Origin of the sequence: uncultured Nitrosomonas sp. (assembly GCF_902826915.1) — a bacterium.
Lineage (GTDB): Bacteria > Pseudomonadota > Gammaproteobacteria > Burkholderiales > Nitrosomonadaceae > Nitrosomonas.
The window spans coordinates 1-14530 of the sequence record NZ_CADEGP010000021.1; the positions used below are offsets into that span (position 1 = coordinate 1).

At 44.8% G+C, this 14530-nt stretch carries 15 protein-coding genes; 10 read left to right on the top strand and 5 right to left on the bottom strand.

The window, feature by feature from the left end; genetic code table 11:
• Positions 1–204, top strand: a 204-nt coding sequence (locus QZV86_RS05430) for a hypothetical protein (protein ID WP_295624801.1), incomplete at its 5' end; no start/stop codon positions are given.
• A gap of 32 nt (positions 205–236) precedes the next feature.
• Here the strand turns inward: QZV86_RS05430 and QZV86_RS05435 are convergent.
• The gene (locus QZV86_RS05435) at positions 237–878 is read right to left on the bottom strand and encodes a DUF3047 domain-containing protein (RefSeq protein ID WP_295624802.1); all 642 of its coding nucleotides are present in this window, start codon (positions 876–878) and stop codon (positions 237–239) included.
• Positions 879–881: 3 nt separating this feature from the next.
• On the bottom strand, positions 882–2423 hold the full coding sequence (locus tag QZV86_RS05440) for a hypothetical protein (RefSeq protein ID WP_295624804.1): 1542 nt from the start codon (positions 2421–2423) through the stop codon (positions 882–884).
• Between the two features lie 232 nt (positions 2424–2655).
• Here QZV86_RS05440 and QZV86_RS05445 point away from each other — a divergent pair, with 232 nt between their 5' ends.
• The 3 genes from QZV86_RS05445 to QZV86_RS05455 all read left to right on the top strand — a co-directional run bounded on the left by QZV86_RS05445 (position 2656) and on the right by QZV86_RS05455 (position 3956).
• Complete coding sequence (locus QZV86_RS05445; protein WP_295624806.1) at positions 2656–2841, top strand: hypothetical protein; 186 nt, start codon at positions 2656–2658, stop codon at positions 2839–2841.
• Between the two features lie 216 nt (positions 2842–3057).
• Positions 3058–3303 (top strand): hypothetical protein, encoded by a 246-nt coding sequence (locus tag QZV86_RS05450; RefSeq protein ID WP_295624808.1) that lies wholly within the window; start codon positions 3058–3060, stop codon positions 3301–3303.
• Positions 3304–3662: 359 nt separating this feature from the next.
• Positions 3663–3956: a hypothetical protein gene (locus QZV86_RS05455; RefSeq protein ID WP_295624810.1), complete on the top strand. Its 294-nt coding sequence runs from the start codon at positions 3663–3665 to the stop codon at positions 3954–3956.
• Between the two features lie 125 nt (positions 3957–4081).
• On the opposite strand, the gene hrpA is transcribed toward QZV86_RS05455, so the two are convergent.
• On the bottom strand, positions 4082–7840 hold the full coding sequence (gene hrpA / locus QZV86_RS05460; protein ID WP_295624812.1) for an ATP-dependent RNA helicase HrpA: 3759 nt from the start codon (positions 7838–7840) through the stop codon (positions 4082–4084).
• 187 nt (positions 7841–8027) lie between these two features.
• On the opposite strand from hrpA, the gene QZV86_RS05465 reads away from it, so the two are divergent.
• The 3 genes from QZV86_RS05465 to QZV86_RS05475 all read left to right on the top strand — a co-directional run bounded on the left by QZV86_RS05465 (position 8028) and on the right by QZV86_RS05475 (position 9974).
• On the top strand, positions 8028–8840 hold the full coding sequence (locus QZV86_RS05465) for a trypsin-like peptidase domain-containing protein (protein WP_295624814.1): 813 nt from the start codon (positions 8028–8030) through the stop codon (positions 8838–8840).
• A gap of 90 nt (positions 8841–8930) precedes the next feature.
• Positions 8931–9158, top strand: a complete 228-nt coding sequence (locus tag QZV86_RS05470; RefSeq protein WP_295624816.1) for a hypothetical protein — start codon at positions 8931–8933, stop codon at positions 9156–9158.
• 126 nt (positions 9159–9284) lie between these two features.
• Entirely contained in the window at positions 9285–9974 is a 690-nt protein-coding gene (locus QZV86_RS05475) for a type 1 glutamine amidotransferase domain-containing protein (RefSeq protein WP_295624818.1), read from the top strand.
• Positions 9975–10053: 79 nt separating this feature from the next.
• On the opposite strand, the gene QZV86_RS05480 is transcribed toward QZV86_RS05475, so the two are convergent.
• Positions 10054–10563 carry a DUF4214 domain-containing protein gene (locus QZV86_RS05480; RefSeq protein ID WP_295624821.1) on the bottom strand — a complete coding sequence of 170 codons (510 nt, stop codon included), beginning with the start codon at positions 10561–10563 and terminating at the stop codon, positions 10054–10056.
• 98 nt (positions 10564–10661) lie between these two features.
• Between QZV86_RS05480 and QZV86_RS05485 the strand changes: the two genes are divergently transcribed.
• Genes QZV86_RS05485 through QZV86_RS05495 form a run of 3 tightly spaced genes read left to right on the top strand, consistent with a single transcriptional unit; the run spans position 10662 to position 12679 of the window.
• On the top strand, positions 10662–11180 hold the full coding sequence (locus tag QZV86_RS05485) for a transposase (protein WP_295624823.1): 519 nt from the start codon (positions 10662–10664) through the stop codon (positions 11178–11180).
• Positions 11164–11508, top strand: a complete 345-nt coding sequence (locus tag QZV86_RS05490) for a hypothetical protein (protein WP_295624825.1) — start codon at positions 11164–11166, stop codon at positions 11506–11508. The genes QZV86_RS05485 and QZV86_RS05490 overlap by 17 nt, the downstream gene beginning before the upstream one ends.
• Before the next feature lie 58 nt (positions 11509–11566).
• Positions 11567–12679, top strand: coding sequence for a hypothetical protein (locus QZV86_RS05495; protein WP_295624827.1), 1113 nt, complete (start codon positions 11567–11569; stop codon positions 12677–12679).
• 227 nt (positions 12680–12906) lie between these two features.
• On the opposite strand, the gene QZV86_RS05500 is transcribed toward QZV86_RS05495, so the two are convergent.
• Positions 12907–14013, bottom strand: coding sequence for an NADH:flavin oxidoreductase/NADH oxidase (locus QZV86_RS05500; protein ID WP_295624829.1), 1107 nt, complete (start codon positions 14011–14013; stop codon positions 12907–12909).
• Between the last annotated feature and the right edge of the window lie 517 nt (positions 14014–14530).

Sequence of the window (14530 nt, forward strand, 5' to 3'; positions counted from 1 at the left end):
CAGGCTACACCGCTTTCTCCTCACTTGTCATACACCAGAAATAATCATAGCTCGTGTTGCTTATTCCCTGACCGAAAAATCAGACTGAGCGTGGGAATGTTCTATAGCCCACTATGGGTAACACGCCCTCCAGCAGTCTCTAGCCAGAATGATGCGCTTTTCAATGTTCGTGCACTACTCACCTACCAATTGAAATGGGCGTAAGCTAAAATCAAGTTGGCTCAGAGTTCTATCTATTATTTTTCTGAAAACCAGATATCACCATACCATGCTGTAGCCACTGCACCTGTGTTGTCTGTGTCGGTCATGATTGCTACCGCATCAACTTGCTCCGGCTCTTCACCGAATGCACGCCAGTAATCGGCACGCACATCTCGACGTTCGTTGATCCACTGACCGACCCGATCAGAACCTGATTCAATCGCGACCATTTGTGCATGATCGGTAAAAGCATTGGGCCAACGACTGCCGATCGGTTGCTGGTTCGACCACACGTAATTGATGGCACGCGTGCGCCAAAACATGACTCCACCGGAAAACACCACATAAACCCGCGCCGGATAATCGTCGCCAGCTCGAGTACGTTCATCGTTCCCGGTTAATATGCCGCCGACCTTCCAGGCCCAATTGAGTATGGGCGTTTGGTTAAGATCAATGCGTATCTCGCGATAACGACCTGAAGCTGCTGCATCGCTATCAGCACGCAAGGCAAGCTGTCCATCCGAATGATCTAAAGAATAGCGAGTTTCACCAGCAAAAGCCTTTTTTTGCCAGCCGTTCAGATCGCCTTGAGAAAAACGGGCAATATCGACACGCAAGTCTCCCGCCCATGCAATAGCCGGCAGACTAATGGCTACACAAAATAAAATTCTCTTCATACTTTATGGTGTCCTTTCAAATAAGGATTCAATAAGAAAAGCATCGTCAAAATGTCGGCGCCCGTTAAAAGCAGTAGCATGACGACCCCACTGACGCATTGCACCTGGCGAGCGGATTCCCATGGGCCAAAAAAGAAATCGCTCGGATCGTTCCGTTCCAGCAACCAATCCATATTTTCCGAATAAGCTACGATATCCCTCATCCGAGGGCAAAGAGCGTAGCTCATCATAATCCTCCCACAGCAATGGCTGGTTTTCCTGTATCGCCGATGATTGAATGTTTGGTGCGTTATCAGAATAAATCCGCTGGATGAAATGCGTATGATGAGCGATACGCAGCACCAGAGATTGTTGCTCGGGTGCAGATTGCGGTAGCAGCGGCGATTCAAAATAGGCCAAAGGAAGGTCTTTACGCAAACGTAACTGATGACTCAGGAAGAACTTGTGATAGCAACCGCAATTATGAATGACATCGTAAAGCCAAGGCTTACCGTCTGGCCCTAGCGTTACCCGCCAGTTGATGCCGTCGAGTCGACCTGCGTAAATATCGCTACCCGATCGTGCTGGAAACCAGACAATGTAATTGAGCTGTAGCAACACTTGTTGGCCAGAGCGAGTGTGTGAAACCTTGCGATAGAATGTCGGGCGAGCGATGTCTACGGAGGGCCCGTTTTCCAGATGTATCTTACCAATGCGATCATTATCATCAGCGACATCCACCTCCCATATGGGTGCAAATGTATTGAAAAGCTGATCCAATTCAATATCTTCTGGCATGGGAATGCCCAGTGGATCGAGCGATCGATACAGAATTCCGCTGATCTGTTGAGCAGTGAGCGATTGATCAGATAGCAAAGCATCCACTCCTGGCGTCATGGCATTTGATATCGGCACCCAACGTATCAGTTTGCCCGCAACCGGTAACGATGCAAACGGTATCGCGAAAATCTCATGTGTTTTGCGATGCCATTCAGATATTCCTACAGCAATAACAGGAGCAGTGAGCGGATAAAGGCCAAGTGTTTGCCACCAAGTGACATAATCATCCGGAACATGGACAATATCGCGTAGTCGTGTGCGCTGCTGAGGATTCGTAAGATCAATGGATATTAATAGATCGCGACATTTATTGAGTTCATCAAGCAAAGTATCCTTAGGTTGACTTAGCACTGAAGAAGGCAGATTACGCAACTCTAATGCACGCGATTGAGCATCGAGATCAGTCATGTGAGCAACCCATGCCAACCACTGCGGTGATTTATCGTTTAATTCATGACTGAATGAAGCCAACAGACGTGTTGTACGAAGGTAAGGGAACCCCTCAATCAGCGATGAACCGTAATCACGTACACCCACGTTGTCAATAGTAGCGTCAATTTCTTGATATAAGGCCCGGCAGGCAGTGGCGGCAATATCTTGCGGTGTAACGGTGGATCTAGTTTCCACTGTGGTGCAACCAGTCAGAACCAGTATGCTGATGCTGACGATAAAGATCATCTCTGTCATGATCGGTGGAATATGGGCTGAATTATTGCAATTATTCATAAGTGTCTCCTTCTGACTGCCAGTACAGAGATCTCAATTTATATCTAACTTCACGGAGTCAATGTGATTTTTATCACTTAATGACATAACCTAATTCGGTATCATGCGTTATTGAGATAGCAGCAAAGTAGAAGAGAAATTAATGATAGCCTAACTCGTTAAGCTAACAATTGCTAAATCCCAATTGCCGTAATTGACCCAAGTGTTTGCAAATACAGCTATAGAAGACGTAATGTTTATTACCCAAATCAAGAATAATCCAAATTTCTATTCGATCAGTATCGATGGTGAAGCTACTAACTTGTCAAAAAGCAGCAATGAGCTGAAACTGTGTCGTGGCAGCAACAATGACATTAAATTAGACGCCGAATTCGAATTATCGCTAGACGCTGGATCATTAACTAATCTTGAGAATTAATATTGACAGTTAATTTTAAACTTTAATAGTTGAAGAATTTTATGGTTATTAGGGATTAGCTAAATTTCGGATAATCTCACGGCAAAAAATAAATTACTCTGGGATCTTTCAAAACTTGAAAATGCCGGCAGAAACCCCGTCTTATTATTAGTTTTGTGTCAGCGCAGTATGATATCAATAGTACTTCTTCAAATTATTATGTGGAGGTAGATAGCGATGATCAAAGAACTTTCTTTTGATGATGATGACGATGGCTTTTATTCTGCCAATGATTCGGAGGGTGGAGAAGATATGATAGTAAATAGCAAAATTCCACCTAGTCATCTCGCAAAAATTATTGATGAATTTGGAAGCAACAAAGATGATTCTGATGATGACGAATTCGAAGCCATCAGAAAGGATTTTTCTGATTATGATGACGAAGGGGATGAGATTACGCTTGAGTCGTTAGGACTGCATTAGTTTCCAGGCTCTGTAATACTGCTACTCGCTTCCGACAGTGTGTGTGCATCACACACGATGCTGCGCTTAAATGCTTCGTCACATGTGTTGTTTTTTGTGCAAAATTTTCTATTTTTGAACCGAAGATAGGGCAAAATTCAACACCTAATTTATTCTATTTTAAAAAATAAAACTGTTTTTGGTGTATATTTACTAATTGGCACATACTGTGTAGCGGCTTATGTTCCCTCATTGTTATAACGCTACGCAACAAATTGCATATATTACCCGCTAAATGTGTGCTTTACTGTACCAACCTTTTTGAGGAAGCAAGCCATCGTCAATGGCTCTCACTAAAACAAAATACAAGGAGAATCAGCATGAATAAATTAAAAGCCTTAACAATAGCAGCCACTGTGTGCACAGCTTGTTATGCAGGGAATGTATTTGCTTTCGATAAAGCTTTTCATCCAAACCATCAATTTACCGAGCAAGAAAGCATTGGACCAAATTTTGAGCCCGGTTATATTCTCGATGAAGAGAAAGCTGCAGAAACAAAAACTGCAGAAGAATATATGCAGCTTCCTTCGGAACCAGTAATTCCAAGCGATCCTTCACCCAAGAACTCAAACATCCCTTCCGGGGAAGAGCTCAGATTAGTTCCATCCATATAGCCAATTCTTAGCGCTGGTTGTTCTTACAGCGCTAAGGAAAGTCCTCCCCGCAGCCTTTCTGCGGGGCATTACATCCCTTAGAAATCTGTCTACTTGTTCTCCTCTACTCGCAGAACTAAGCCGAATTACAGGCGCACACTCTCCCAAAGCTTCTGCAACCGCTTAACAGATACCGGATAGGGAGTTTTTAATTCTTGCGCGAACAAAGAAACTCGCAATTCTTCGATCTGCCAGCGAAATTCGCTTAAATTTCTATCTACGTATTCAATTTCTTGATGCTTTGCCAGGCGTTGTAAATATTGCTGCCACAGCGCATTAACTTCAAGGCCGTTATGCTCATCGCGTTCCGGATTTACGGGCAATTTCTCGATGCGCAATCCCATGCCTTTTAAATAACGGGGTATGTGCAATATTTTATCCCAGGGCGTATTGCTGACAAATCCAGGATAAATAAGATTCTCAAGCTGCGCATTTAATTCAGTTTTTACTTTATCGACCCGAATCTTAGTGAATTTCTGCAATAGCGTTTGATACTCGCAACCTATTTGTTGTAGCATTCCAGACAGAAAAACAGAAACTTCCGGAAGTCGATTCTTAGCACGTTCCCTTTGCTCAATAAATACTGATTCAGTGCGTGGAAGCGGATCATCGCTCAGCAGTGCGCGGTCTATAATAGCATTCAGCATATCCTGTTTCAGATCACCCGGATTTATTCGTGCTGTCAATTGCATGCTGATTTCCCTTAATCCGGGCAGATTCTTTTCCAATTGCTTAAGCTGGTCTTTCAGACCGAAACATAATAACCGTCTAATACCCAAACGCATCGCCGTTTCAGCCGCTGCTCGCGTATCAAACAATCGGATGGCGACACTATCGGTGTGATCAATCAACGCCGGATAACCTGTCAATTGTTGGCCACCTCGCATAAATACTATTTCATCGGGCAAATCGCCAAAATCCCATTGCGTTATCTGTTCACGCTCAATAGAATTTTTCTCGCTCTCATCACCACGCCTCACAAAAACCATTTGCGCTGCTTCACCGAGCCGCTTCTGCAATACATTGAGATCCCGGTTCATAGCTAGTTCTTGTCCGGCATCATCGAACACTCGAATATTCATCAATAAATGCATTGGAATATCGTTTGTTTTCCAAGTCTCAAGCGGAACCGTCAAGGTGGTTTCTTTTAACACAAATTTCTCTAATGCTTCCTGCAATGCGAGCAAATGCGAAGATTTGGAATGACTTTGCAAAAATTTCGTGACTGATTCCGGAAGCGGCACCAGCATGCGGCGGATATTTTTAGGCAGTGCTTTCAAATACCAAGTAATCTTTTCACGTACTAACCCGGGCACCAGATAATCCAACTGCTTGCCATCCAGCCGGTTCAACAAAGGTAATGGTACAGAAACGGTAACGCCATCCAATATATGACCCGGCTCAAAGCGATAGACAAGGGGCAACACGCTACCATCCGGAAAAGTCATGCCTTCAGGAAATTGTACTTCGGTTACATGATCGGCCTGGTGGCGCATGAGTAATTCACGCTTTAAATACAACAACCGTGCATCCTGTTGTTCAGCTTGCTTGCGCCATTTCTCGAATCCGGCACCGTTGGTGACTGTTTCCGGAATGGTGGCATCGAAAAAGGCAAAAATTTCCTGCTCATCGACCAATACATCTTGCCTGCGCGTTTTATGCTCCAACGCTTCAATTTCCTGAACTAATGCCTGATTATGGTGAAAAAACGGCGCTTGCGTTACCCATTCACCGGCCACTAACGCCGAACGAATAAAAATCTCGCGTGCTTCCCGCGGATTAATGACACCATAATGAATCGGTCTTCTGGGAACAATCATCAAGCCATACAACGTTACTTGTTCAAAAGCCACGACCTGCGCCCGTTTCTTCTCCCAGTGCGGATCAGAATAGTGTCTTTTGCACAAACTACCGGCAATCCTTTCCAACCAGGTCGGATCAATTTTTGCCGCGCAGCGCGCAAATAACTTACTGGTTTCGACCAATTCCGCAGCAACTACCCATTTGCTCTTACCTTTTCTCAATACAGAACCGGGAAAAATCGCAAACTTGATGCCACGAGCCCCCAGATACTCGCCCTCTTTCTCGGATCTAGAGCCGATATTACCGAGCAATCCAACGAGCAAGGCGCGATGAATTTCATCATAACTTGCGGGTATCTCGTTGGGCCTAAAACCCAGCTCTGTCATCAATACATGCAGTTGACCATGAATCTCGCGCCATTCACGCAACCGCCGATAGGATAGAAAACTTTCACGACATTGCGCGATCAGTTTGCGGGTGGATTTCTTATGCTTTAATAATTCATCAAAGAAATCCCAAAGCTTCAGATAGGCAAGAAAATCTGAGCGCTCATCTTGAAAACGCCGGTGTGCCTCGTCGGCCGCTGCCTGTTGTTCAAACGGTCGATCGCGTGGATCTTGCAGGCTCAAAGCCGAGGTAATGATCAGTATTTCGTGCAGGCAGTTCTCCTGTTTTGCCGCTAAAATCATACGGGCGATTTTGGGATCAATCGGGAATTTAGCCAAACGCCAGCCAATCGCGGTCAGCTGTCTTTTTTCGTCAACGGCACCCAGTTCCGCCAGCAATTGATAACCATCGGCAATCATGCGTGGCGCTGGCGCCTCCAGAAATGGGAAGCTTTCCACCTCACCAATTTTCAGCGATTGCATGCGCAGAATAACGGCGGCCAACGAAGAACGCAGAATCTCTGGATCAGTATAGGGCGCACGCGCCTGGTAATCCTGCTCTGAATACAAACGGAGACAAACCCCATTCGCCACCCGGCCACAACGCCCTGCCCTCTGATCAGCCGATGCACGGGAAATTTTCTCGATCAGTAACTGCTCTACTTTATTACGATAGCTATAGCGATTCACCCGTGCCGAACCGCTATCAATCACGTAATGGATGCCTGGAACCGTCAATGAAGTTTCAGCCACATTGGTCGCCAGCACGATGCGACGACGATTGCTGTTCAATTGAAACACCCGCTCCTGTTCGGCAAACGATAACCGTGCAAACAAAGGCAAGATTTCTATCCCACCCCGCAAGTGATCAAAATGATGTTTGCGCAAGGTTTCCGCCGTCTCGCGGATTTCACGCTCGCCCGGGAGAAAAACCAGAATATCGCCCGAACCCGACGCCATCAACTCATCAACCGCATGGATAATGCCACGCTGCATATCGCGATCTTCCTCATCATCAGTGTGCAACGGGCGATATAAAACTTCTACCGGGTACAAACGTCCGGTCACTTCAATCACAGGCGCATCATTAAAATGTTGCGAAAAGCGTTGCGCATCAATCGTAGCAGAAGTGACGATCAGTTTAAGATCGGGCCTTCGAGGCAATAACTGCTTGATAAACCCAAGTAGGAAATCAATATTCAGACTGCGCTCGTGGGCTTCATCGATAATCAGCGTATCGTAAGCCTGCAATAAGGGATCGCCTTGCGTTTCCGCCAGCAGAATCCCATCGGTCATCAATTTGACATAACTATCGGAACTGATCTTGTCCGAGAACCGAACTTTGTAACCGACGGCATGACCCAACGGGCTATTCAGCTCAGCAGCAATTCGCGCAGCAACCGTCCGCGCTGCGATGCGGCGCGGCTGCGTATGCCCGATCAAGCCGCGCACGCCGCGTTTGAGTTCCAGACAGATTTTAGGAATTTGCGTGGTTTTGCCCGAACCGGTTTCACCGCAAATGATGACCACCTGATGATGCTCAATCGCTTGCTTGATTTCCTCGCGGCGCACATTGACGGGCAAATCTTCTGCATAAGCGGGAGTAGGAAGATGGGCAAGCCGCTGGGTAATAATGTCGGGAGAAAATTTTTTCATTGCGGTATCAATTCAACTGCACAGAGAAGGAGTAAGGTCGCTAAAGGAGAATAATATGTTTATATTTTAAGCCATGATAAGATTGCCGCATGCAAAATTTCATAATGAATTTGACCTCGGCCGTTTCAAAAATTCTTGATTCTGGGCCTGATACGTTTTTCTTTTCTTATACCCCATACAAACATCGATGGCGAAAATCGTCCCCGACTCAATCTCGTTGACTACGCATCACCTGCACCTGTGCTTCACTGAGACGGACGCCGTGCTCTCGAGCGGAACGGGTTTCGTCTATGCACACGAAGGTGCATGCTATCTCGTCACAAACTGGCACAACGTCTCCGGACGGCATCCGACAACTGGCGATTGCTTGTCCGATACCTTAGCCGTTCCCAACATGCTTTCAACGATGTTCCGCAGCAAGGAACAGCCAGCCAATTGCATCCGCCACCATCTGCCGCTGTTCGGAGACGACCGCATGTCGAAACCGCTTTGGTACGAGCACCCTGTACACGGCCATACCGTAGATGTGGTGGTCCTCCCACTGTCGGATACAATTCAAAGTAGTCGCGCGTTGTTCGCGATTAACGCCATTGACTTTGATGCCCAGTTTTCTGAGGAAGTTGCGGATGACGCGTTCATTGTCGGCTACCCGTTCAGCGAGATGCCCTACCTTCAGCTACCCATTTGGAAGCGCGCAAGTATCGCAAGTGAGCCAAGCGTTGAGCTCGACAAATTGCCGAAGATGCTGGTTGACACAGCCACGCGACCAGGCCTCTCCGGATCACCCGTAGTAATGCAGCGCGTTGGCATTCACGGCATGTCGAACGGAGTTGTGAAGGGCCTTGAAATCATCGGCCGCATCCGGAATTTCGTAGGAGTGTACTCGGGGCGGCTTGGGGCTGACGAGGAAAAGGCCCAGCTCGGTATCGTTTGGAAGGCCCGCGTCATCCGTGAAATCATCGAAGGCAAAGTCACAGGGACCGCGCCGCATGGTACCTAACCCTTCCATCGAGCGCAAAGAGCAGACAAAGAGGAGAAAGCAAAGAAATGGGGGCAGATTTATTTAGGGGATAAAGCTTTCGTCGCGGAGATGCAGAAAATAATCAGCAACGAAAAGGACGATTTAAACATACCCAAACAGCAAAAACGGCCGATTGCAAAACCTTTGCCTGAGATTGCAGCGCAACACAAAGACCGCACAACAGCCATCATTGCAGCCTACAAAACAGGCGCATACAGCCAACGAGAAATCGGAGAGTACTATCAATTGCACCCAACGACGATCGGAGTTATTCTTCGCAAGAACAAAAATTCTTGATTCTGGACCTGACACCTTTTTTTGGCACCTGTTCATTTTTTGCTTTTGCAAAAGCAAGTGTCGTCTTAAATGCTGTTGAAATAAGGCTAGGTATTACAATCGACCGATATTTATAGGAGTTGTGCCATGAACAAAAAGATTCTCGTTGTTCTCACCAGTGTTCCCAAGTACCCGAATCTTGAGCGCGCCACTGGTTTGTGGCTTGGTGAGGCTGTACATTTTGTAAAAAAAGTTGAAGAAGCTGGATACACTGTAGATTATGTTAGTCCTGAAGGTGGTTATACACCCATTGATCCTCATAGTCTCGCAATGGCCGAGCCAGTTGATTGGGAGTGGTATCAAGACAAAGCATTTATGAGCAAACTTGGAAACACACTAAAACCCAGTGAAGTTAATCCAGATGATTATGTTGCGATTTACTATGCCGGTGGTCACGGTGTCATCTGGGACTTCCCCGATAATGAACAATTGCAAGCGATTAGCCGCTCAATCTATGAGAGCGGTGGTTATGTGTCATCCGTGTGCCATGGTGCTGCAGGTCTATTGAACATAAAATTGTCTGACGGTTCTCTGCTTGTAAACGGTAAGAAAGCCACCGGTTTCTCAAATGAAGAGGAGACACTTGCCGAGCTTGATCAATTTGTTCCATTTCTAACCGAGACCGAACTGGTAAAACGTGGGGTGCTGTATCAGAAGGCTGCTTCGCCGTGGGCGCCTTTTGTGGTTGAAGACCATCGGTTGGTTACGGGACAGAATCCTGCATCAGGTGGCGCAGTTGCCGACTTACTGCTTAAATCATTAGAAAAGCGTGTTTAACAAAAATTATCAATTACACTTTTTAGTTATGCCATCGCTCGATCAAGCGAGGCAGTGCTAGTGAATTTAGGCGCTAAAGTTAGAGCAGAATTAGCCCTTCATTACCGAAGAGTGTATCTTGATATTCGGTGTTATTTGCAGCAATAACAAACAAATCACTTCTTTGGAATAAATCCTGGTCAAGTTGATTGACCCAGTAATTCAGGCTATCGCCTGTCAAAGGTTGACCTAAAACGACTTCACTCAGGCTTGTAACAAATTCCTGATTGGACAGTGCCGCCCAATGTTCCTGGTAACTGTCGGCTTGCATGAGTGACTGCGAATGGGCATCGATCGTTAAATTTGACGATGCAAATTGATTGAGCTGTGTCCAGATGTGTGCATCTTTGTTCATGATGTGCGTCAAGCCGGCTACTTGCTTCAGTGTTTGCGTATCCAGGTTTGCAAAATCCATATTGAGTGTCTGATCAGAAAAGACAACCTTTTCGATGCTTTGCAAGTCGTTGATGGCTTGACCATCATTTCGCTCGATACGGATGAAACCGTCTTTAGTCAGTGAGATATGGTGCGTACTGAGTGTTTCCACCATATGGACGGCATCTATCCCATTACCACCATCGATAACATTATGCCCAGAGAAATAGGGTCAGGTCGCGAATAAAGAATAAAAGATGTATATTGTAGGCTGTGACAAGGCCACTCCGTTTAGAATTTCCGAATGCGCTTTATCACGTCACATCGCGTGGAAATCGCCGCGAAGCCATTTTTGAAGATGACGAAGACCGGTTGCGGTTCTTAGAAATACTTGGAACGGCTGTGTCTGATTATAACTGGTTGTGTCATGGCTACTGTTTGATGGATAACCATTATCATCTTATCATTGAAACGCTGGACGGCAATCTGTCAAAAGGAATGCGCCAGCTCAACGGCGTTTATACCCAAGCGTCGAATCGGCGGCATGGACGCAGTGGGCATCTTTTTCAGGGGCGATACAAAGCAATTCTAGTGGATAGAGATCGCTATTTACTCGAACCTTCCCGCTATGTCGTTTTGAATCCGTTAAGAGCCAAAGGCATGGTCAAGCGGTTTGAAGACTGGCCGTGGAGCAGTTATCGAGCAATGGTTGGAGATGCCGCGAAGCCTGAATGGTCAACAACAGACTGGATATTCTTTGTTTGGACAGCAAAGAATGATTGCAATGGATAAATACCGGCAATTTGTCCTGCAAGGCGTTCAGCAGCAACCTGAGATATGGTCGAATCTGAAAGGTCAGATTTATTTAGGGAATAAAGCTTTCGTCGCGGAGATGCAGAAAAGAATCAGCAACAAAAAGGACGATTTAAACATACCCAAACAGCAAAAACGGCCGATTGCAAAACCTTTGCCTGAGATTGCAGCGCAACACAAAGACCGCACAACAGCCATCATTGCAGCCTACAAAACAGGCGTATACAGCCAACGAGAAATCGGAGAGTGCTATCAATTGCACCCAACGACGATCGGAGTTATTCTTCGCAAGAACAGGAATTCTTGATTCTGGACCTGACACTTTTTTTTGTTATATCAATATCACTTAAAAATAAATAATTATTATGAGACCAATAGTTTTGATCTTAATGTTTCTGCTGGGAGGAATGCCGGTTTATGCTTTTGACATCAACCCATTCAAAAAATATGATGGCAGTCATGAATTGATTCTTAATGATGAAAATACCGAAAAAGCTGCAGGTTCCGTCGCAAGTTTAATCATTCATCCAGTTCACGAGGAATTGACTGTTCGATCATTTAATTTAGTTAAAGAGCGACAAATGCCTGCCTTTGAACGCATTAATGATGAGTTGGTTGAAAAGGTAATTCGAGGTGTACGGTGGAATGACGATCCGCTCAATTTACTACCCGATCATCCTATGGTTTGGTTTGACAATTTCAAGAATGCAAGTGAAAACTCGGACCGCATTACCGATCGCTACGATTTGTTTTATCGCAGTCACCATTATGATTTACAGTTTTTGCATGCAATGGCATCTTCGGATGAAGAGAAGGCTGGAGATACTCAAAAAGCTGTCATGATGTGGTCTGAATTTAGCTATAAAGTAGCGAATGGATTTATTCCTATTCACACACGGTTTAGTAAAATGCATCAGTTTTTGTCAGCTGAAGCTACGCGCACGTTTAATAAATACTTTATCAATGATAGGTTACGTAGAAACTGGACACCTGCTTATTTATTTTCGTTGAAATGTATTCGACAAAAAGTGGGCGAAAATTTATTTACGCCATTGGATTGTTCTGAAACCGATTGGAGACCTGCGAAAGAAAATGTCCAAAACATTGCATTAGGTACTTTGTTGCATGTTATTCAAGATTCATTTTCAGATAGTCATGTTTCTCGAAATCCTGAGTATAACGGTGAGTATTCGCTGATCCATGGACGTTCTGCGATTAATACTTTCAACGCATACACAAAGCAAAGTTTCAATCTACACCGCGGTGCGGATGGATATCCGAAGGATTACGAAGAAGCTATGAGCGAACATGATTTGAATCTTGAAGAAGTATGTGCGCAAATCATTTCCAATGTTTTATCGGATCGAAATCAATTGAGAAAAAAAATGCAGTGGCACAAAACTGAAAATTTTTTAAAAAATGGTGTTTTTCATATCACTAACCCTAATGCTTTGGCTGGTGCTGGCAAGTACGAATAATTTTTATTAGGTGCTTCGTTAGAAGGCTTTGCAAAAACTTGTTTCTTGAATTTTTTATTCAGTCGATACGAACTAGAAATAACAAATGCTTTTTGCAAAGCCTCGATTAGTTGATGTGCAGAGCTAGTTGACCAAAGGATATCTGTTATCCAGCCGTTGGCGGAGCAGATTACTCAATAAACTGCACTTAACTATTTTTCCTGTAAGGAAAAATAATCACTCAACAATTAAGCGTTACGCCTGTGATACCGCTCCAGCCAGAATTTGTATTGATCGGGGAGTATTTGTTCAGGCTGTTTAATGCCAAGATCGAGAGCCGCCTTGTAAGCCCAATGTGGATTTGCCAAATGTGCGCGGCCAACGAATACGATATCCAGATCTCCATTACGGATAGAAGCATCGGCAAGTGACGGAGTGTCAAAACCCCAAGCTGATCCGACAGGAATATCGGCTTCTACTTTTATGCGCTTGGCATAAGGCGCGAGAAAAGCCGGCCCCCAGGGAATGTTTGCTTTGGGTGTCGCAAAGCCTATGCTGACGTTCATAAAATCAAGGCCGTTCTCTTTGAATTTTCTTGTCAAAGTAATCGCATCCTGAAGTGTTTCTTCATCGTAACCATCAAATTCCAAGACACCGAAACGTATCGTAAAAGGCAGATTTTCAGGCCAAACCTTACGCACCGCTCTCATGGTTTCCAGTAAATACCGGCCGCGATTCTCTGCATTCCCATTATATTCGTCGGTACGTTGATTGGTATGACGAGAGAAAAAGCTCTGTGCCAAATAACCATGCGCAAAGTGTAGTTCCAACCATTCATAACCGACATCCAGAGCTCGTATGGCCGCTGCCACAAAATCATTTTGTACACGGGAAATATCATCTTTTGTCATGGCTCGTGGCACACGGTTTAGCGATTCGGTTCCAAACGGTACGGCAGAAGGCGCGATTGTTTCCCAAGCACCCGGATGATCAGCTGGAATATGGTCATCTCCTTCCCATGGTTTATTTGCGCTGGCCTTCATGCCGGCATGCGCAATCTGAATTCCAGGAACCACACCTGTCTTTTTAATCGATTTGGCGATTTTTGCGTGTTCAACCGCTTGTTCGTCATTCCATAGTCCAGTGCAACCATTTGTAATCCGTCCGTCCGGGGAGACGCCAGTCGCTTCAACAATAACAAGGCCGGCCCCTCCTTTTGCGAGTTCCGTATAATGCGCAAAATGCCAGTCATTAGGTACGCCATCAATGGCGGAATACTGACACATAGGTGGTACAGCAATGCGATTGCGTAAGGTTATATCTTTTAGTTTGAACGGTTCAAATAAGGTGCTCATTTCTCTCTCTTTCTCTAATTTTAGAATTAATTTGATATACACCGGTTCAATCTAGAGGTGCATTTTTACAATCGAATGTTATGGAGCCTAAAAAGACTGTTTTTTCAATTTTTTGACGGTTTAATCTTTTTATTCTATTTCAATCTTAATGGCTTCGACAGAATCAGGAAGATCAAGCGAAAAATGCTCGCGCTTTTAGGTTTTAATGAATCTTATCAAAATATCTCATTATTTACTCTCCGGTAATCGAATCCATCAATAGATGATTCCATCTCTCCTGAGTATTTTACGGCGATCGATACTAATTCTGATTGACCGGAAATACTCGGCTTAGAGGGATTGCTCCAGGTTTCTTTTTGGAAAAAATCGGTATAAAAAATACCCCGTAACTTACGAATTAATATGAAATCACATAAAAATAAGAAATTTATGTGATTTAGCAAAGACCCTTAGGTGATATAATTCTTCCATTACTATATGGTGTTTGATTGAAATAGTAATTACGATGGTTCTTCAT